The organism is Actinokineospora enzanensis DSM 44649, from assembly GCF_000374445.1.
GTDB classification, from domain to species: Bacteria; Actinomycetota; Actinomycetes; order Mycobacteriales; family Pseudonocardiaceae; genus Actinokineospora; species Actinokineospora enzanensis.
In genome coordinates this window covers 1-18,771 of sequence record NZ_KB894417.1, presented here as the reverse complement: position 1 = coordinate 18,771, position 18,771 = coordinate 1, and the positions used below count along the sequence as shown (strand labels likewise).

The window sequence follows — 18,771 nt, the reverse complement described above, 5'->3', positions numbered from 1 at the left end:
AGGGGACGGGTGGCGGGACGAAAAGACTCAGTCGAGCAGGCCGAGGCGGGAGGCGCGGGCGCCTGCCTCGAAGCGGCTGCGGGCGTCCAGGGCGTCCATGATCGACGAGATGACGCGGGTCAGGGTGCGTGGCGAGATGCCCAGCTCGCGGGCGATCGCCTCGTCCTTGGCGCCGGAGCTCATGGTGCGCAGCACGGTCAGCTGTTCGGCGGTGAGCCGTACCCCGGGCGTGGCCGCGGAAGAACGACCCGCCGCCGACCAGGACTGTTCGAACGCGGCGGCCAGCAGTCCCACCTCGTCCCGGTCGCGGAAGACGAGTTCGGTGCGTTCGGTCGGGGTCTGGCCCGCGGCCACGAAGGCCACCGCGCGGTCGATCACCGCCATGAACACCGGGGCGGCGGGGGCGAAGCGGTAGCGGACGCCCAGCTCGTCGGCCAGTTCCAGGTGTTCGGCGACCCCGGGCGCGGCGATGACCGGCAGCGGGTAGATGGCGCGCAACGCGATGCCCTGTGCCGCCAGCGATCGGTATTGCTCCGCGGCGGTGCGCAGGCATTCGGCCGTGGCGGGCAGGGTGAGCGTGAAGCAGACCTCGGTGCGCGCGTGGGTGAACACGTCGTCGCCGGACCGGCGCGGGCGTGGCGGGCCGGAGTCCGGGACCGTGCTCTCCGCCAGCGCGGACCGGATCGCGGTGCGTGCCCGGCTCAGCTGCTGGCGCAGGCTCAACTGCCCCTGCTGCAACCGCTCGGCGTACTGGATCGCCGCCTCGACCGCGTCCAGCTGGCTGGCCAGCGCCAGGCCGGGGCCGGTCGGGTCGCCGCGGCGGGCGTCGGCGAGGTCGCGCAGCACCCGCCGGGTGCCCTGGTCGCGGCCCTCTGGTGCGATGGCCCCACTGGTCATGGTCGTCCCTCCGGGTGGCGGCTCGTCGGTTCAGGACGACGAGCGGCGGCGAATCCTTCCCTGATGTGGTTCGGATCACAACATATTCGCGGAATAGAGGGAGAACGACGATGCCGGTGGTGACCGTCGACTGGTGGACGGGGAACTCGGAAACCGCGCGCGCCGAGGCCGTGCGCGGGATAACCGACGCGCTCGTGGCGGCGGCAGGCTGCCCGCGGGAGGCGGTGACCGTCATCATCCGCGACACCGATCCCGGCTACTGGGGCAGCGGCGGGACACTGGCGTCGGATTCCCGGACAGACCGACCCCGATAATCGGTACGCGCGCGTTCGCATTCCCACCTCCCGTTATCCGGCACACGACGGCGGCCGTGTCCCGGGGACGCGGCCGCCGTATCAGTGTCGGATATCCGGGGTGCCGGTTGGCGGGAATCCACTATCTGGATCACGCGCCCGCACTGTCCGGACGCGCACTACGATCCGAGGCCATCAACACCGCCGTAGCCGCGCACAGGGCGGCGTTCACCCAGATCGCGGTCGTCACGCCGGACAGGATCCCGGCGCCGGTCGCGGCGGGCATGGCGGCGGTGGCGACCGCGCTGAGCACCGGGATGCCGAGCGTGATGCCGATCTGCTGGCTCAGCGTCGCCAGCCCGGTGGCCAGGCCCTGGTCGGCGTCCGGCACGCCCGCGGTGGCCAGCACCATGAAGCCCACGATGGCGACCAGGTTGGCCACGCCGCCCACGAACGTGGCCACCAGCAGCAGGACCAGCCACGTCCGCGACTCGCCCAGCAGGACCAGCGGCACCGTGGCCACCGCCTGGGCGGTCATGCCGAGCACGACGGCGCGCCGCGCGCCCACCCGGGCGATCACCTTGGGCGCGCGGACGCCGCCGAGAACCGTGCCGATGCCCAGGACCGCGAACGCCAGACCGGCGGCGAGCGGCGGGAAGCCGAGGACCTTCTGCAGGTAGAGGGTCAGCAGGAACACCAGGGACGTCTCGGTCGCGAACGCCAGCAGCCCGGCCAGGTTGGCGGTGCGGACCGAGCCAAGGCGCAGCACGCGGACCGGCAGCAGCGGTGCCTGGACCCGCCGTTCGATCGCCTGGAAGAGGGTCACCAGGACGAGGCCCGCGGCCACCGAGACGAGCGCGAGCGTGTCCGTCCAGCCGTGGGCACCCGCCCTGGTCAGGCCGAACACCAGCGCCAGCAGGCCGAGCGTGACGGTGACGGCGCCGGGCACGTCCAGGCGCGGGCGCGTGGCGGGACGGCTCTCCTTGAGCACCGAGGGGCCGAGGACGAGGACCGCGACGGCGACCGGGACGTTGACCAGGAACGCCCACCGCCAGCTCAGCAGGTCGGTGAGCAGGCCGCCGAGCACCGCGCCGGTGGTGAACCCGGCGGCCATGAGCGCGCCGTTGAGGCCGAGGGCGCGGTCGCGCAGGCGGCCCTCGGGGAACGCGGTGGTGAGCAGCGACAGCGCGGCCGGGGTGACCGCCGCCGTCGCCAGACCCTGCGCGACGCGGGCGGCGAGCAGCAGCACGGGGTCGGTGGCCAGGCCGCCCGCGAGTGATCCCGCGCCGAGCAGGGCCATGCCGGAAAGGAACAGGCGCCGCCTGCCGAACAGGTCGGCGACCCGGCCGAACAACAGCGTGCAGCCCGCCGCGCAGAGGGCGAACGCGGTGGCGATCCATTGCAGGTCGTCGAGGGCGAACCCGACGTCCGCGCCGATCTCGGGAAGCGCGACGGTGAGGATGGAGAAATCGACGGCGAGGGTGAAACTCGCGGTGAGCAGGAGCGCGAGGGTGAGCCGCTGCCGGGTGGTCGGGGCTTCGACGGTGGTCATCGGGATTCCTTTGCGGGTCCGGGTTTCTGCTCCCAGACTCGCCGTTGTCCGCGTGGCCAACCAGAATCCCGTGCTGCCTACTCCCGGCGTGACTGGCACTGGCAGGGACAGGCTCGCGCGTGCCGTCCAGTGGACGATGGTGTCAGGATTGCGGGAGTTCCTCGAACACCGGCTCGTGCTCCAGTAATCGCAGAGCCGCCTCCGACGGGGTGCACGGCTCGGCGCTGAACAGCATCAACCGGTGACCGGTCTCGTCGTGCGTGTGCACGACCTCGTAGTGCAACTCCATCGCCCCGACCACCGGATGGGCGAGATGCTTCACTCCGTGCACGCAGTTCAGCACCGGATGGCGAGTCCACAACGCACTGAACTCCGGGCTCTTCACGCACAGTTCTCCGACCAGCTCCGCGAGGTGCCGGTCCTCCGGATGCCGCCCGGCGATCAGCCGCAGGGACGCCACCGCGCGCCGGGCCTCCTCGTTCCACCGCGCGTACAGGTCGCGCGTGTGCGGGTCCAGGAACAGCATCCGGATCAGGTTGGGCCGGGCCGCCGCGCGTGAGGGGGCGCGCACGTCGTGGTGGCCCGCCAGCAGGCGGTGCCCCAGGCGGTTCCAGGCGAGCACGTCGTTGCGCCGGTCGAGCACCAGCGCCGCCACCCCGGCCATCGACTCGACCAGGTGGGCCAGGCCCGGCCGGGCCGCCTCCGGGCGCGGGGCCTGCCTGCGGCGCTTGCGGGTCGGGCGGGCCAGGTCGCGCAGGTGGGCGGTCTCGTCGGCGTCCAGCCGCAGCGCGCGGGCGATGGCGTCGAGGACGTCGTCGGAGGCGTTCTGGCTCTGCCCCTGCTCCAACCGGGTGTAGTAGGTGGCGCTGACCCCGGCCAGCTGGGCCAGCTCCTCCCGGCGCAGTCCGGGCACGCGGCGCGCGCCGTACGAGGTCAGACCCACGTCGGCGGGCCGCAGGCGGGCCCGGCGGGTGCGGAGGAAGGCGCCCAGCTCGGTGTCCATGGCCCCAGTGTCCCCGCCGCGCGGGCCCTGTGACACACCCGGCGAGTGCCAGGTTGAAAACGCGTCGCTATGCGGACACGGGACGTTCCGGGACGCTGTCCCACTCCTGTCCCGGGATGGCGTCCAGCAGTGCCCGCGTGTACGGCTCGCGCGGCCGGGTCAGCACCTCGTCGGCCGGTCCCAGTTCCACCAGCCGTCCCGCGTGCATCACGCCCACGTGGTCGGCGATCTCGCGGACCACGGCCAGGTCGTGCGTGATGAACAGGTAGGTCAGTCCCAGTTCCTCCTGCAACGACACCAGCAGCGCCAGGATCTGCGCCTGCACCGAGACGTCCAGCGCCGAGACCGGCTCGTCGTACACGACCAGGTCCGGGCGCAACGCGAGGGCGCGGGCGATCGCGGTTCGCTGCCGTTGACCGCCGGACAGCTCCGCCGGTCTGCGGTCCAGCGTCGACGCGGGCAGCGCCACCTGGTCGAGCAGCTCGGCCGCGCGGGCACGACGTTCGGCCCGCGAGCCGATGCCGAAGGCGCGCAACGGCTCGGTGATGACGTCCGCGATGCTGAACCGGGGGTTCAGCGAGGCGTACGGGTTCTGGTAGACGATCTGGAACCGTTTCCGCAACAAACGCAACTCCTCGCCCGCCAACGCGGTGATCTCTCGCCCGTCGAAGGTCACCGTCCCGGCCGACGGGGTCTCCAGGCCGACCACCATGCGCGCGGTCGTCGTCTTCCCCGAACCCGACTCGCCGACCAGCGCCAGCGTCCGGCCGCGGGCGACCGTGAACGAGACGTCGTCCACCGCCCGCGTATCCCGGAACGACTTGCCCAGTCCCGACACCGACAGCAACACGTCGGAACCGGCCGGTCGCCGGGGCCGCAACGGCTCCCGGGACAGACTGGGAGCCGCCGACAACAACGCCCGCGTGTACGGCTGTCGCGGCGCGCCCAGGATTTCCCGCGTCGGCCCCTCCTCGACCACCCGCCCCTCGGACATGACCGCGATCCGCCGGGCCCGGTCCGCCGCAACGCCCAGGTCGTGCGTGATCAGTAAGACGGCCGTACCCGACTCGGCGGCCAAGTGCTCCAAGTGGTCGAGGATCTCCCGCTGCACGGTCACGTCCAGCGCGCTCGTCGGCTCGTCCGCGATGATCAGGCGCGGGTCGCCCGCCAGCGCGATCGCGATCAGCACCCGCTGCCGCAGACCACCGGACAGCTCGTGCGGGTACTGCCGCGCCCGCCGCTCCGGCTCACCGATCCCGGCGCGTCGCAACAATTCGACGGCCCGGGTCGCCGCGTCCCGGCCGGCGGCCAACCGGTGCACGAGCAACACTTCCGCGACCTGGTCGCCGATGCGTCGCACCGGGTTCAACGACACCGTCGGATCCTGCGGGACCAACGCGATGCCGGTCCCACGAACCGCCTGCCAGCCGCGTTCCGACAGCCGCGTCAGGTCTTGGCCGTCGAAGGTGATGGTGCCCGCCTCGATCGTCCCGCCGCGCGGCAACAATCCGATGGCGGCGTGCGCGGTCGTGCTCTTGCCCGACCCGGACTCGCCGACCACCGCGACGATCTCTCCGGTGTGGACGGTCAGGTCGACCCCGCGCACCGCGGGCAGCACACCGCGCCGGGCGCGGTAGGACACGGCCAGGCCGCGGATCTCCAGCAGCGGGCTCACGCCTGCCTCCGTTCGCCGTCCAGCGCCCGCGCCACCCGGTTCGCCGACAGCACGACCGCCGCCACGACCAGGCCCGGGAACGTCGTCATCCACCACGCGGTGGCCAGGAAGCTCCGGCCGCCCGCCACCAGCGACCCCCACTCGGGCGTCGGCGGCGGCGCGCCGTAGCCGAGGAAGCTCAGCGCGGACACCTCCAGCACCGCCGTGCCGAAGTTGATCGTGGCCAGCACCAGCACCGGCCCCAGCGCGTTCGGCAGCACGTGCCGCGCCAGCACACCCGACCACCGCACGCCACCCGCGCGGGCGGCCTCCACGAACACGCCCGACCGCACCCGCAGCACCTCGGCGCGCATCAACCGGGCGAACGTGGCCAGGTTCGCCAGCCCGACCGCGATGGCCACGTTCGTGGTGCCGAACCCCAGCGCGGTGACGAGCGCGAGCGACAGCAGCACCGCCGGGATCGCCTGCACCACATCGACGATCCGCATCACGACCGCGTCCGGTACCCCGCCCCGGAAGCCCGCGAGGAGCCCGAACGCCGCGCCGACGACCAGTGACACCACCACCGCGAGAACAGTGGCCCACAACGACAGTGCCGCGCCGTGCACCACCCGCGTGAACACGTCCCGGCCTGTTTCGTCTGTTCCGAACAGGTGAGCCGCCGACGGACCCTGTAACCGTTCGGCGGGTACGCCGGAGATCGGGTCCTGTCCGGTGAACAACGTCGGCGCGATCGCCGCGAGCAACGCGCCCGCCAACACCACCACCGCCAGCACGAGACCGGGACGGCGCAACACGAACCGGGTGTTCGCCCGGGTGAGCACGTCAGCCACGGGTCACCGCCCGAAGTCGCGGGTCCAGCAGCGGGTAGAGCAGGTCGACCGCGAGGTTGATCAGTACGAAGAAGAACGCCGACAGCACGATCACCGCCTGTACCACCGGGATGTCCTGGGTCCCGACCGCCGCGGCCGTGACCCGCCCGACACCGTCCCGGGAGAACACCGCCTCGGTCACCACCGTGCCCGCCAACAGGTTCCCCAACACCACGCCGACCAGCGTCACCGCGGGCAGCGCGGCGTTCCGCAGCGCGTGTCCGAAATGGACTCGACGGCGGCTCGCGCCCTTCGCCAGTACGATCTCCACATAGGACTCGCCGAGCTGGGTGCGCAGGCTCTTGGCCAACACCTGCCCGATCACCGCGCCGGTCGGCAGGGCCAGCGTGATCGCGGGCAGCACCACCGACACGAACCCGTCCGACCCGATCGCGGGCACCCACCGCAGCTGGAAGGAGAACACCTGGATGAGCACCAGTCCCACCCAGAAGGACGGCAGCGACGTGCCCAGCGGCGGCAGCGACAGCAACAGGTTGCCCAGCCACCGCACCCGCGTGTAGGTGCCGAGGACGGCCACGCCCGCGCCGAAGACGACCGCGAGCACCAACGCCAGACCGGTGAGCGCCAACGTCGACGGCAGCGCGCCGAACACCATGTGCGTCGCGGTGTCCCCGGTGATCACCGACGTGCCGAAGTCACCGTGCAGTGCGGCCAGCAAACGCTTGCCGTACTGCACCACCAGCGAGTCGTCCAGCCCGTACTCGGCCCGGACGGCGGCGATCTCCGCGGGCGTCGCCGTCACGCCCTCGCCGCCGCCCAGCCTGGCCAGCGCGGCGTCGCCGGGCAGCAGGTAGAGGATCACGAACGACAGCGTGAACGCCGCCCACAGCACGACCACCGCCTGCGCCAACCGGCGCGGCACCCCGGTCATGACACCCAGGCGTCGAACAGCCGCAGCCGCGACGACGCCTCGAACGCCACCCCGTGCGCCTTCGGCCCGATGCCCCACACCTGCGTCAGCTCGAACACCGGGATCGAGTAGGCCTGCTCGACGATGATCCGCTGCGCCTCCTCGGCCGCCGGTTTGCGCTCGGCCGGGTCGACGGTGGCGGACTGCTTGTCCAGCGCCGCGTCCAGCGGACCGCCCTGGGCGAGCTTGCTGCGGTTGGAAGCCTTGGTGGAGAACGTCTGCCGCAGGATGTCCGGGTCGGCGCGGGTCACGTTGTACCAGAGGAAGTCGTAGTCGCCCGCGATCTGCAGCTGGGTGGTCTCGGCGTTGGTGTGCAGCTCGATCCGCAGGTCGAACCCGATCTTGCGGAGCTGCTGCTGGATCAGCTCCAGCGCGCTCTGGTTCTGGTTGAACACCGCGGAGAAGATCACGGCCGCGGACAGTCGCTGCCCGTCCCTGACCCGGATGCCGTCCGGGCCCGGCCGCCAGCCCGCCGAGTCCAGCAGCGCGGCCGCGCCCGCCGGGTCGTGGGCCAGCTCCTTGGCGAGGTCGAGGTGCAGCGGGGTGGCGGCGCCCAGGACGCTGGTGGCGGGCTTGTAGTTCTTGGTCAGGACGGTGTCGGTGACCTCCTGCCGGTTGATGCCCTTGGACACGGCCTGGCGCACCCTCGCGTCGGTCAGCACGCCGCGCGTGGTGTTCGCGGTCAGGTTGAACACGATGCCCGGGTTGGCGCGGACCGGCTCGGTGAAACCGTTGCCAGTGAACTGAGGCTCGTCCACCGGTTGCACGTCGGTGATCGCGTCCAGCTGCCCCGAGGCGAGACTGCCGCTGCGCACCCCCGGCTCGGGCACGATGCGGTACTCGACGCGGTCGAGATAGGCATCACCGGGGTGCTGCCACAGCGGCGAGCCCCAGGCGTAGCCCTTGCGTTTGGTGATGACGACCTGCTGGTTCTGCTTGAAGCTCTCGAACACGAACGGCCCGGACCCGATGAGCCCGTCACCCTGGCAACGCTGCTCCGGTGTCTTCTTGTACGCGGCGGGGGAGAGCAGGCCGAGCGACATCGTGGACGATGCCTGGAGGAACTGGGCGCTCGGCGCGGAGAAGTCCACCCGCACGGTGAGCGGGTCGACGATCTCCGAACCCTTGTAGGCCGCGAGGTAACTCGACGCGAGTGGCCCCTTCGCACCGAGCGCTTTGGCACCGTCGAGACTGGATTTCACCGCGTTCGCGTCGACCGGTGCGCCGTCGGAGAACGTGGCGCCTGCTCGGAGGTGGAAGGTGAATGCGGTCGAGTCGGCGTTGACCTCCCACTTCTCGGCCAGCCACGGCTTGATCGCGCCGTCGGCCGGGTCCTGGTCGGTGAGCGAGTCCACCAGCTGCCGCCCGACGTTGAGCGCGGCGTTGGTGCCGACCTGCTGCGGGTCCAGGCAGTCCGGATTGGACGAGATGCCCAGCCGCAGCGTGCCGCCCGACCGCGGCGGCCCCGCGTCGACGGCGGTCGTCGCCGCACCGGTCGTGCCGCAGGCGGCGGCGAACAGGAGCACCGAACCGAGACCGACGACCCGGCGCGCGCGAGTGAACACGGGAGACCCTCCAGCGGTGGAACAGCGGACCAGCACGGCCACGCTAACCGCGATCAACCGTGCTGGTACCCGCCGTCCACACTGTGGTCGTCCTTGACGCGGATGTCCTTAATCGACAAGGGATTCGTCGGTTCCACGGTGGGGGAGCGGCGTCCCGGATGGTGGAATCTTGCTGGTGGGCCGCACCGGAACCCTGGCACGACCTCGATCGGTCCGATGGAGGTGTCAAACTCGATCGACAGCGGGTGGCGGCCGATCAGCCGACGACCATGTCCCAGACGGCCATGGCGGTGTCGACCACGGCGTCGAGCTCGGCGGCGGACCGGCCGTCCTTGGCGTGCATCGACAATCCATACAGGACGGAGAGATAGAAGGCGACGACGGTGTCCGGGTCCGTGGCCGTCGGCACCTCGCCGTCGGCCCTGGCCTTGGCCAGGCGGGTGGTGAGCAGGTCCCGGTCGCGGGCGCGGATCCCGGCGAGGAAGTCGCGCACCGCGTCGTTGTCCTGGCTGGTGTTGGTGGCCGCGAGGACGATCATGCAGCCGGGCGGGGTGGCCGGGTCGACGTAGGCGGCGGCGCGGGCGCGCAGCAGGCGCTCGACGGTGTCGCGGGCGGTGGGCAGGTCGCAGTAGCCCGCGGTGTCGTCGAGGGCGGCGTAGAGGTCGACGGCCTCGCGGAAGAGGCGTTCCTTGCTGCCGAACGCGGTGTAGAGGCTGCGCGTGCCGATGCCCATCTCGGCGGTGAGGTCGCTGATCGCCACGCCCTCGTACCCGCGCGCCCAGAACAGGCGCATCGCGGTCCGCAACGCGGCGTCCCGGTCGAAGCCGCGCGGACGTCCCCGGCCCGGCATGCCGCCTCCTCCCGCGCGTTGACACGCCGAGCGTACCCGTGCGAGGGTATTAAGCAGCGTTCGATGCACAATTCATCAGGGGGTAGGCCATGACACTGGACGGACGGGTCGCGCTGGTCACCGGCGGGAGCCGGGGAATCGGCGCCGCCATCGCCCGCGGCCTCGCGGCGGCGGGCGCCGACGTGGCGCTGACCTACCACGCGGCGGCCGACCGGGCGAACGCGGTCGCCGACGACATCACCGCACTGGGCAGGCGGGCCCTGGTCTGCAAGACCCCCGCCGACGATCATGGCGCGGTGGCGGACGCGGTCCGGTCCGTCGCCGCGGACCTGGGCCGCCTGGACGTGGTGGTCAACAACGCGGGCGTCTTCGTCGCGGGACCACTCGAAGAGGTGACCGACGAGGAGTACGACCGGGTGCTGGACGTGAACGTCCGAGCGGTGTTCACGGCCATCCGCGCGGCCATCCCGCTGCTGGGGTCGGGCGGCCGGATCGTCAACATCGGCAGCAACCTGGCCGACCGGGCGGTGCCGGGCAAGACCCTCTACACCATGACGAAGGCGGCGTTGTCCGGGCTGACCAGGGGGTTGGCCCGGGATCTCGGGCCGAGGGGGATCACCGTGAACCTGGTCCAGCCGGGATCGACGGACACCGACATGAACCCGGCCGCCGGACCCCAGGCGCCGGGACAGCTGGTGACGAGTGCCCTGGGGCATTACGGAACGGCCACCGACATCGCCGACACGGTCGTCCACCTGGCAGGCCCGGCGGGCGGCCACATCACCGGCACCACGATCACCGTCGACGGCGGCCAGACCGCCTGACGCTATACCGCGCTCAGGACACGGTGGTTCAGTTCCCGCACCGCGGGGATGTCGTTGTGCCTGGCGCCCGCTCGCCGCATCCGACGCAGCGCCTCGGCGACGCGGTCCGACCGGATTGAACCGAGCCCGTCGAGCGCGCTATGACCGAGCGCGGCGGCGTGGCGCGGGTCGTCGCGCACCATGGTGAGGTGCGCGAGGTTGGCGATGGCCAGGGTCCTGCCCCGGGAGGCCGTGTCCGGGAAGCCCGCGACCGCGGCGGTGAGATGTGCCTGGGCGGCGGTGTGGTCGCCGCCTTCCAGGGCCAGGTTCAGGAAGGCCCGACCGAGATCGCGGTCGAGGTGAGCGGGGCTGTAGTAGGAGACCCACTCCGGCTCGTCGCCGGTGCGGGTGAACGCCCCCCTCGCCCGGTCCACGGCGGCCAGACAGTCGTTCTCCCGGTGCCGACCGGCCGATCCGAGGGCTCGGGCATGTCGCGAGTGCGTGACTGCCCGCACCACCGGGTCGAGCCGGTCGGCCCGCACCAGCGCGGCCTCGGCGTAGCTCAACGCGTCGTCTGGCCGTTCCTGATGCACGGCGAGATTCGCCAACCCGGACAGCGCCTTGGCTCGCATGTCCCAGTCGCCGGCCTCGACGGCGGCACCGACGGCGAACCGGAAACAACGCTCGGCCTCGGTGTGTCTGCCCGCGTCGAAACACATTCCACCCGCGACATCGGCGAGATCGGCGACGGCGGAGAACAACCGAAGCCGGGTCGTCTCGGCGCCGAACCGGCCGTGCAACAACTGTGCCGAGCTGTCGAGCTGCGCCACGACCGCCTGCGCGGACAGCCCGCTGCCTACCTGGTGGTCGAGCCCGGCGAACACGCGCGCCATCCCGCGCACCTGATCCACGTCGGTCTGCCCGAGCCGAGACGGTCGTGCTGCGCTCAGGTCAGGCGCATCGATGAATGCCGCCCCGGCGACGGATCCCGCGAGCAGCCGCAGAAACATCTGCCGTTCCACGTCGTCACCCCCTTCGAACGGGTGGGATGAGCCCACGGTAGCGGCACGAGCCCGCGTGCCGGAGAAGTCTGATCCGCGTCGGCAGGCTTGCCGGAGCCCGGTGAACCCGTACCGTGAGGTGACGGCCGTGTCTCCTTCGGAGGTGAACAACGCCGTGAGTGACGATGCGAGTCTGGGCGTGCGGATCAAACGGGCGCGCAAACGGCGCCAGCTCACCCAGGAGCAGCTGGCCGAACGGGCCGAGGTCAGCGCCGATCTGGTGCGAAAGCTGGAGCAGGAGGTCCGGCACACCGCGAGTATGAGCTCGCTGACCCGGATGGCGCGGGCGCTCGACATCGAGCTCTCCCAGTTGCTCGGCCAGGTGGGCGCCATCCAGGCGGGCGTGGACGAGGAAGCGGTCGGCATCCTGGCCATCCGCGACGAGCTGAGCGCGCTGGACTATTTCCCGGGATTGGGCGATGACAACGTCTTCGACGACCAGCCGCCGGACATCGGGCAGCTGAGGGTGGCGCTGGTCGAGGCGGAGCGGATCCGGCAGCACGGCAGCTTCGCCCAGCTCGGGGCGATGTTGCCCGGACTGCTGGCCGAAGCGCGCGCGGCCACGCACGCCCTGTCCGGAGCCGACCAGGTCGCCGCCTTCGGTCTGTTGTCGGAGGTCCTGCAGATCGCGTCGACCATGATGACCGGGCTCGGGAAGCCCGACCTGGGCTACCTCGGCCTGGTTCGGGCCCAGGAAGCCGCCGAGCGGTCGGACGATGAGCTGCTGCACGCCATGAACGTCTCGGCGTTGTCGTGGGTCTTCCTCAAACAGGGACGCCTGGCCGACGCGGAGGCGGCGGCGTTGCGGCAGGCCGCGGCGTTGGACCCCGACTTCATCCGGGACGCGCCGCGCCGCGTGGCGGTATGGGGAATCCTGATGCTGCGGGCGGCGAGCGCGGCCGTGCGGGACAAGCACGCCGATCGCGGCGAGGAGCACCTGGGACTGGCCCGGATGGCGGCCGCCCGGGTCGGCCGTGATCACAACCTCTACGCCACCCCGTTCGGCCCCACCAACGCGGGCATCGCCGCGGTTAACGCCGCGGTGGAGACCGAGCGGTTCGACCGGGCACTGGTGTTGGCGGACGACGTGCCCGCCGATGGCTGGGTGCCGCCCACCTGGCGGTCCCGCTACCTGCTGGACCTGGCCATCGCGCACAGCGAACTCGATCAGGACGAGGCGGCCGTGGACCGGTTGCTCGAAGCCGAACGCGTCACCCCGGAATGGCTCCGGTACCACACGCTCGGGCGTCAGACCGTTCGTGAACTCGCCGAACGAGCCAAAAGGCGCCGGGCGCCGGTCCAGCAACTGGCGGACCGCCTCGAAATCGAGGTCTGACGGACAGGAACAAGCGGCCTAGGACAATGTGTCCTAGGCCGCTTGCGCGTTCGTGGCGGCTATGAAGCCGTGTCGCTTCACCTGTTGGCGGCCACGCGCCACTCTGATTCCCGGGCGGTCGGCCCCGGAATCGGGCCCGCGAACGGGTCTTCAGGAATGAGAGCCTTGGTGAGGATGCGTGGCGAGGACACCTCAAGCGATCGCGTTGGGATTGTTGTTGCGGCAGGCGCGGAAGGAGAGTGGGCTTTCGCTGCACAAGCTCGGGTTGATGGTGGGGCGGGACGCGCCGACGTTGTCGCGGTGGGAAAGTGGGGAACGGGTGCCCGCGCCGGAGCACGCCGGGTATGTGTTGGGGGCGCTCGGGGCGCGGCGGTCGGTGTTCGCCCAGGCCATGGCGTTGGCGCGGGAGTCCGACGGGGGTTGTTGGATCGCCGCGTCGGCGGGGGAGCGGGAGGTCCAGCGTGCGGCGCGTCGTGAGTTCGAGCGTGTTGCCACGCGGATCACGTATGTCTGTTGCGAGATGATTCCCGACCTGTTGCGGACTCCCGCGACCACCGCCGTGGTTCTCCGGGCCGAGGGGAAATCGGATCAGGAGATCAGCGTGGGTGCGGCCGCGCAGACCGAACGGCAGAAGGTTCTCACCAGGCATCAAGCAGTCGCGTTGACCGTGGTGCTCGGTGAGGCCGCGCTCCGGCAGCGCATCGGTGGCGACGCTATCGCGACCGCACAGCTGGAATACCTGGCCGAGGTCGCGCGCCTGCCCGACGTCGACCTCCGGGTTCTTCCGCTGGAAGCGGGCTGGCATCCCGGTCTGGGCGGGGATACCGCGATTCTCGATTCCCTGGGGCTGCGAACGGCATTGGTCGACAACCGGTTCGTCGGGATGTGGGTGCATCGGCCGGACGACGTGCGCGGCCACGAGCGGGACGCCCGGTCGGTCCGGCACCGGGCGTTGCCGCCGCTCGACTCGCTCGCGTTGATCGGCGAAGTGTGCGGGGTGACCGGGCTGATCGGGTGATCATGAGGGTGTCGCCCGCTGCGGGGTCCAGGCGACTGCCCGTGTGGCGGGTGGTGTTGTTCGTGGGACCGGGTTTCTCGGTCGTCATCGAGATCGTGTACGGCCTGCTCGGGCGAGCAGGCCGTAGCGGGGTCAGGAACCGGTGCGGTAGCGGGCGGTCACGACTGACACGCAGGCCATCGCGGCGATTGCTCCGATGGCGAGGGTCAGAGAACCCGCCGGGGCACCCGACATCGCCCACAGGTCGCCGATCAGCAGGGCCGTACCCGCGGCGCGGGCGAGCCACGCCGCGCGGCCGGGCAGGTGGCGGGCGAGGACGTAGCAGGCGGCGATCAGGGTGGCGAACGTGAGCGTGCCCGCGGCCATGTGGCCGTAGCCGTGCCAGCTCAGTGTGGTCGGGGTGGGGGTGCCGACGGGGAAGCCGCCGCCCGCGTCCATGGTGAACACGCCCGCGGCGACCATGCCGACGCCCGCCAGCCGCACCAGGCGCGGTGCCCAGGTGCCGGGTAGCGCGCTCGCGCCGACGAACATCAGCACGCCCGCGACGACGAAGTTGGCGATCTGGAGCCAGCCCGGCGAGCCGTTGCTCAACGCGCTGAGCGGGTGGCGGGTCAGGTCGAAACCCTCCCGCGTCGCCGCCTGGGTCAGCGACACGATCGACCAGAGCGGCGCGGCGAGCACGCCCGCCAGTGGGGCGACGCGAACGGGGGTGGGGGTGGCGATGGCGGTCATGGGGTCGGTTCCTTCCAGGTGGGGATCTGCCCACACGTCGCCCTGGCTCATGTGACAGGGAATGCGGCCATTCCCTGTCACATACACTCGTTCGACGTCGGGGTGTGCGGCAGCCACGCCGGACACCCGAGAGAGCGGAGCGACCCATGCGTTACCTGATGACGTCCCTGGCCACCGGCGCCGAGACCCCGCCCGACGAGCGCCTGTTCACCGAGATGGGCAAGTTCATCGAGGAGATGACCGCGACCGGTGTCCTGCTCGCCACCGGCGGGCTCGCCCCGACCGGCCTGCGGCTCACCTCCACGGGCGACGAGATCACCGTCACCGACGGCCCGTTCACCGAGGCCAAGGAGGTCGTCGCCGGGTTCGCCCTGATCGAGGTGCGCTCCGAGGAGGAGGCCCTGGAGCTGGCCCGCCGCTTCCGCCGGATCGTCGGTGACGGGGTGAGCGTCGTCCAGCAGGTCTTCGGCCCGTAGATGGACGTCCGCCGGGCGGTGGAGGCCGTCTGGAGGCTGGAGGCCGCCAAGGTGGTCGGCGCGCTGACCCGGCTGGTGCGCGATGTCGGCCTGGCCGAGGAGCTGGCCCACGACACCCTGGTCGCGGCCCTCGAACAGTGGCCGGAGTCCGGGATCTCGGACAACCCCGGGGCCTGGTTGACCGCCGTTGCCAAGCGGCGCGCCGTCGACCACCTCCGGCGGGCCGAGCGGCTGGCCCGCAAGCAGGAGGAGTTGGCCCGCGAACCGGAGTCCGCGCCCGCCGAGGCGCCGGACGACGTGCTGCGGCTGATGTTCCTGTCCTGCCACCCGGTGCTGCCCACCCGCGAGCGCGTCGCGTTGACGCTGCGGCTCGTGGGTGGGCTCACCGTGGAGGAGATCGCCCGCGCCTTCCTGGTCGACCCGCCGGTGATCGCGCGCCGGGTCGCCGCCGCCAAGCGGGCGCTGGCCGGGGTCGGGTTCGACCTGCCCGCGGACCCGGCCGAGCGGTTGTCATCGGTGCTGGAGGTCGTCTACCTCGTGTTCAACGAGGGCTACTCGGCGACCTCCGGCGACGACCTGCTGCGCCCCGGCCTGTGCCTGGAGGCGTTGCGGCTCGGGCGGTTGCTCGCCGATCTCGTGCCGGACGCCGCCGAGGCGCACGGGCTGGTCGCGTTGATGGAGATCCAGGCCTCCCGCTCGGCGGCGCGCACCGGGCCGTCGGGGGAGCCGGTCCAGCTGCACGAGCAGAACCGGGGCCGGTGGGATCCGCTGCTGATCCGGCGGGGTTTCACCGCGTTGCTGCGGGCGCGTGAGATCGGCGGCCCGCCCGGCCCGTATGTGCTGCAGGCCGCCATCGCGGTGTGCCATGCGCGGGCGAGCCGGGCCGAGGACACCGACTGGGCGCAGATCGCCGCGCTCTACGAGGCGTTGGCGCGGCAGGTGCCCACGCCGGTCGTGCGGCTCAACCAGGCCGTCGCGGTCGGCATGGCGCACGGGCCCGCGGCGGGGCTGGCGTTGGTCGACACGCTGGCCGACGATCCGGCGCTGCGTGAGTACCACCTGCTCCCGGGCGTGCGCGGCGATCTTCTGGTGCGGCTGGGACGCACGGTCGATGCCCGCCGTGAGTTCGAACGCGCCGCGGGTCTGACCGTGAACGCCGCTGAGCGCGCGTTCCTGCTGCGCCGCGCGGACGACCTCGCCGCCGACGAGACCGCGGGTCCGACTCTCGGCGCGACCGCGGACGCCTTTCTCGCCCGCGACGACCTCGGGCCCGACACGCTCCGCTCGTACGGCCAGACCCTGCGGCGGTTGCGGCTCACGGTGGGGGAGCGGGTCCCGCTGTCGGCGATGACGGCCGCGGAGGTGCACCGGGCGTTCCGGTCCGCGTGGGGGACCGCCTCGCCGAAGACCTGGAACCGGCACCGCTCGGCGTTGCGGATGTTCGCGCTGTGGGCGGACGCCGCACACCTGGCCGACGACCTGCCCCGGCTTGCCGAGACCGGCGCGCCCACCGAGTCCATCCCCGACGACCGGCTGGCCGCGCTGTTCGACCGCGACCTGCCGGTGCGCGAGCGTGTGTTGTGGTTGCTGTTGCGTGAGTCCGCCGCTCCTGTCCGGGCAGTGCTGTCGCTGGATATCGAGGACCTCGATCTGGACGACCGGCGCGCGCGTACCGGGTCGGGGTGGATTGCCTGGCGTGCCGGGACTGCCCGCTTGCTCCCCGCACTCCTCGGCGCTCGCACCCGCGGTCCGGTGTTCGTCACCGAACGCCGCTCCACGAACGCGCGCGACCGCTGCCCCGACACAGGTCACACCCGTCTGTCCTACGAGCGTGCTGAGTATCTGTTCAAACAATCCACCAAAGCCTTACACCCCAACGGGTACACGCTCCGACAGCTGAGGCCGCGGGAGACGTGAGCGTACGAGCTACGCCCCATCTTCGAGTGGAGTTCCTCACTGATGCCGCACAGCGGGGCCCCGGGGAGGACACGATGCGGGAATGCGTCTGCCCGATCTTGATCCCGCGCTCCTGTTCACCGACGACACCCTGGGCAGGCAGTTCGAGACCGACCTGCTGCGCGCGCTGGCCGAACCCGACTCGTCCCTCGGCCCCGGCCTGACCGACCTCGTGTACCGCGGCACGACCATCCCGACTCCGACCGACGCGGCCGCGTGGCGGCGCCGCACCGGCAAGCTGGGCCGCGCGGTCGTCGCCGACCCGCAGCCGATGGAGCTGCGCACCCTCGTCACCGTCCTCTACGTCGAACTCCTCGCGCACGGCGTCTGGGAACGCGACGAGAGCTGGCGCGCCGAGCTCGCGGCCCTGGTGACCGTGCTGCTGCCGACCGACGACGAGTACGCCGCCCTGCCCGGTCCGGTGACCGAGTTCGCGGTCGCGCTGGGCGCCCTGTGCGTCGCCCTGCTGCGCCAGGACACCAAACCCGACGGTGTCGCGGAACGCGACCACGTCGCCGCCGACGTCTGGCGCGACACCCGCGACCGGATCGCCCTCGCCGACCCGGCTCTCGTCGACCGCTTCCACACCGCCCACCACCCCCAGGCCAGCACCGTCGGCGACGGCGAGCTGCGCGCCCTGATCGACCTGGCACTGACCGCGGAGGACGACCCCGACGCGCTCCTGCGCGAGAAGTTCACCGACGCCGAGATCCCCGCCGAACGTCACGACGGCGCCTGGGTCGTCGACGGCGAGTTCCGCAACCCCCGCCGCTTCGCCGCCCGCGCCGCCACGATCGCGGGCGCCCCGTGCGTCGTCATCGCCCGCAACGCCAAGAAGTCCACCGTGATCCTGGTGGCCGACTCCCGGATCGCGATTGCCGAGTCCACCGTCCCCCGCTGGCGCGTCTATCACTTGGGCCCCGCCAGCACCCCGTTGACCCTCTTCGGCGGCGACGAGGCCATGCCCCCGACCCGCGAGACCCACCCACTGGTCCCCATGCCCCAGATAGTCCGCGACCTCGCCGAAGCTGCGGGTGTCAACCCGGTACTCCTCATCGCCGCACTCCGCTGACCCCGACCAGTCCACGCCCGCCCCCTGTTTTTCGCCGCGAACACCCCACCCCGCCGACGCTACCGATTCCGCCGCCCGGTCGACGCCTTCCGTCCATGCCTGTGGACAACTCCGCAGCCCTGTGCACAACTCGATCCCACTCACACAATCGAATGACCCCGGTCTCTTTTCCCGCCCATCCCCGCACCGCAAAACACGCCCCCACCCACCCGGGGGCGGGCCCATAGGAAGATTAACGATCACGCCGCCCTGTCAATACCCCTCGGTCGCCCCTGTGGACGAGTTCGCCCCCTTGTGGACAACCCACGCCAAGCCTCCGCGACCAGCGGCCCGCCCTGCCCCGGCGAATTCGATCTCTCCCCCGCGCGAGCCGCCCCAGGGCACGCCCCCTCCCTCCCGGCAGGGGGTCGGCAAAGTCGGTTGCCCGGTGTATGGGTCGGGCACGGTCTCGTTGATCATGTGATTGCTGATGTCGCATGATCGTTGGAGAGCCGTGCCCGTGGTGGAATCCTGCCTGATGCCTGCTGCGTTCGATCGTCTGGCCCTGGGTGTGGTGCCGGGGCGGGGTGTGGAGTGGGTGGCTGACCTGCGGGATTATCTGGCTCGGGTGCCTGATCCGCGGGATCGGCGGGGTGTGCGGTATCCGGTGGGGTCGTTGCTGGCGTTGGCCGCGGCGGCG

Annotated in this window: 17 protein-coding genes; 7 read left to right on the top strand and 10 right to left on the bottom strand. The window is 71.6% G+C overall.

Annotation, left to right across the window (positions count from 1 at the left end):
* Positions 1 to 27: 27 nt before the first annotated feature.
* Complete coding sequence (locus C503_RS43415) at positions 28 to 897, bottom strand: helix-turn-helix transcriptional regulator (protein ID WP_018683702.1); 870 nt, start codon at positions 895 to 897, stop codon at positions 28 to 30.
* A gap of 110 nt (positions 898 to 1,007) precedes the next feature.
* Between C503_RS43415 and C503_RS0118445 the strand changes: the two genes are divergently transcribed.
* Positions 1,008 to 1,211, top strand: a complete 204-nt coding sequence (locus C503_RS0118445) for a tautomerase family protein (RefSeq protein WP_018683701.1) — start codon at positions 1,008 to 1,010, stop codon at positions 1,209 to 1,211.
* A 130-nt stretch (positions 1,212 to 1,341) separates the two neighbouring features.
* Here C503_RS0118445 and C503_RS0118440 read toward each other — a convergent pair whose 3' ends face one another.
* The 7 genes from C503_RS0118440 to C503_RS0118410 all read right to left on the bottom strand — a co-directional run bounded on the left by C503_RS0118440 (position 1,342) and on the right by C503_RS0118410 (position 9,638).
* Positions 1,342 to 2,742 (bottom strand): MFS transporter, encoded by a 1,401-nt coding sequence (locus C503_RS0118440; RefSeq protein ID WP_018683700.1) that lies wholly within the window; start codon positions 2,740 to 2,742, stop codon positions 1,342 to 1,344.
* Positions 2,743 to 2,884: 142 nt separating this feature from the next.
* Entirely contained in the window at positions 2,885 to 3,745 is an 861-nt protein-coding gene (locus tag C503_RS39875; protein WP_018683699.1) for a helix-turn-helix domain-containing protein, read from the bottom strand.
* Between the two features lie 67 nt (positions 3,746 to 3,812).
* On the bottom strand, positions 3,813 to 5,420 hold the full coding sequence (locus C503_RS39870) for a dipeptide ABC transporter ATP-binding protein (protein WP_018683698.1): 1,608 nt from the start codon (positions 5,418 to 5,420) through the stop codon (positions 3,813 to 3,815).
* Entirely contained in the window at positions 5,417 to 6,253 is an 837-nt protein-coding gene (locus C503_RS0118425; protein ID WP_018683697.1) for an ABC transporter permease, read from the bottom strand. The genes C503_RS39870 and C503_RS0118425 overlap by 4 nt, the downstream gene beginning before the upstream one ends.
* Entirely contained in the window at positions 6,246 to 7,184 is a 939-nt protein-coding gene (locus C503_RS0118420) for an ABC transporter permease (protein ID WP_018683696.1), read from the bottom strand. Before C503_RS0118420 ends, C503_RS0118425 begins: the two co-directional genes overlap by 8 nt.
* Entirely contained in the window at positions 7,181 to 8,788 is a 1,608-nt protein-coding gene (locus tag C503_RS0118415; protein WP_018683695.1) for an ABC transporter substrate-binding protein, read from the bottom strand. Before C503_RS0118415 ends, C503_RS0118420 begins: the two co-directional genes overlap by 4 nt.
* Positions 8,789 to 9,044: 256 nt before the next feature.
* The gene (locus C503_RS0118410) at positions 9,045 to 9,638 is read right to left on the bottom strand and encodes a TetR/AcrR family transcriptional regulator (protein ID WP_018683694.1); all 594 of its coding nucleotides are present in this window, start codon (positions 9,636 to 9,638) and stop codon (positions 9,045 to 9,047) included.
* An 89-nt stretch (positions 9,639 to 9,727) separates the two neighbouring features.
* Here C503_RS0118410 and C503_RS0118405 point away from each other — a divergent pair, with 89 nt between their 5' ends.
* Positions 9,728 to 10,462, top strand: coding sequence for an SDR family NAD(P)-dependent oxidoreductase (locus C503_RS0118405; protein ID WP_018683693.1), 735 nt, complete (start codon positions 9,728 to 9,730; stop codon positions 10,460 to 10,462).
* 2 nt (positions 10,463 to 10,464) lie between these two features.
* On the opposite strand, the gene C503_RS39865 is transcribed toward C503_RS0118405, so the two are convergent.
* Complete coding sequence (locus C503_RS39865) at positions 10,465 to 11,679, bottom strand: NsdA family TPR-like regulatory protein (RefSeq protein ID WP_483756925.1); 1,215 nt, start codon at positions 11,677 to 11,679, stop codon at positions 10,465 to 10,467.
* Between C503_RS39865 and C503_RS0118395 the strand changes: the two genes are divergently transcribed.
* Positions 11,618 to 12,838: a helix-turn-helix domain-containing protein gene (locus tag C503_RS0118395; protein ID WP_033400777.1), complete on the top strand. Its 1,221-nt coding sequence runs from the start codon at positions 11,618 to 11,620 to the stop codon at positions 12,836 to 12,838. The genes C503_RS39865 and C503_RS0118395 overlap by 62 nt on opposite strands.
* 178 nt (positions 12,839 to 13,016) lie before the next feature.
* Positions 13,017 to 13,856: a helix-turn-helix domain-containing protein gene (locus C503_RS0118390; RefSeq protein ID WP_018683690.1), complete on the top strand. Its 840-nt coding sequence runs from the start codon at positions 13,017 to 13,019 to the stop codon at positions 13,854 to 13,856.
* A 132-nt stretch (positions 13,857 to 13,988) separates the two neighbouring features.
* Here the strand turns inward: C503_RS0118390 and C503_RS0118385 are convergent, their stop codons facing one another.
* Complete coding sequence (locus tag C503_RS0118385; protein ID WP_018683689.1) at positions 13,989 to 14,588, bottom strand: DUF998 domain-containing protein; 600 nt, start codon at positions 14,586 to 14,588, stop codon at positions 13,989 to 13,991.
* 146 nt (positions 14,589 to 14,734) lie between these two features.
* Here C503_RS0118385 and C503_RS0118380 point away from each other — a divergent pair, with 146 nt between their 5' ends.
* From C503_RS0118380 to C503_RS0118370, 3 genes are all read left to right on the top strand, one after another.
* Positions 14,735 to 15,064 carry a YciI family protein gene (locus C503_RS0118380; protein ID WP_018683688.1) on the top strand — a complete coding sequence of 110 codons (330 nt, stop codon included), beginning with the start codon at positions 14,735 to 14,737 and terminating at the stop codon, positions 15,062 to 15,064.
* Complete coding sequence (locus C503_RS0118375) at positions 15,065 to 16,981, top strand: RNA polymerase sigma factor (RefSeq protein ID WP_018683687.1); 1,917 nt, start codon at positions 15,065 to 15,067, stop codon at positions 16,979 to 16,981.
* Positions 16,982 to 17,063: 82 nt separating this feature from the next.
* Positions 17,064 to 18,092, top strand: a complete 1,029-nt coding sequence (locus C503_RS0118370; RefSeq protein ID WP_018683686.1) for a hypothetical protein — start codon at positions 17,064 to 17,066, stop codon at positions 18,090 to 18,092.
* The last annotated feature ends 679 nt before the right edge of the window (positions 18,093 to 18,771 follow it).

What these genes read in the sequence shown, in the direction of transcription:
- C503_RS0118405 (WP_018683693.1), top strand. Translation starts at nt 9,728, where the DNA reads ATGACACTGGACGGACGGGTCGCGCTGGTCACCGGCGGGAGCCGGGGA.
- C503_RS0118440 (WP_018683700.1), bottom strand. Translation starts at nt 2,742, where the DNA reads ATGACCACCGTCGAAGCCCCGACCACCCGGCAGCGGCTCACCCTCGCG.
- C503_RS39875 (WP_018683699.1), bottom strand. Translation starts at nt 3,745, where the DNA reads ATGGACACCGAGCTGGGCGCCTTCCTCCGCACCCGCCGGGCCCGCCTG.
- C503_RS0118375 (WP_018683687.1), top strand. Translation starts at nt 15,065, where the DNA reads ATGGACGTCCGCCGGGCGGTGGAGGCCGTCTGGAGGCTGGAGGCCGCC.
- C503_RS0118420 (WP_018683696.1), bottom strand. Translation starts at nt 7,184, where the DNA reads ATGACCGGGGTGCCGCGCCGGTTGGCGCAGGCGGTGGTCGTGCTGTGG.
- C503_RS0118380 (WP_018683688.1), top strand. Translation starts at nt 14,735, where the DNA reads ATGCGTTACCTGATGACGTCCCTGGCCACCGGCGCCGAGACCCCGCCC.
- C503_RS0118370 (WP_018683686.1), top strand. Translation starts at nt 17,064, where the DNA reads ATGCGTCTGCCCGATCTTGATCCCGCGCTCCTGTTCACCGACGACACC.
- C503_RS0118385 (WP_018683689.1), bottom strand. Translation starts at nt 14,588, where the DNA reads ATGACCGCCATCGCCACCCCCACCCCCGTTCGCGTCGCCCCACTGGCG.
- C503_RS0118445 (WP_018683701.1), top strand. Translation starts at nt 1,008, where the DNA reads ATGCCGGTGGTGACCGTCGACTGGTGGACGGGGAACTCGGAAACCGCG.
- C503_RS0118410 (WP_018683694.1), bottom strand. Translation starts at nt 9,638, where the DNA reads ATGCCGGGCCGGGGACGTCCGCGCGGCTTCGACCGGGACGCCGCGTTG.
- C503_RS43415 (WP_018683702.1), bottom strand. Translation starts at nt 897, where the DNA reads ATGACCAGTGGGGCCATCGCACCAGAGGGCCGCGACCAGGGCACCCGG.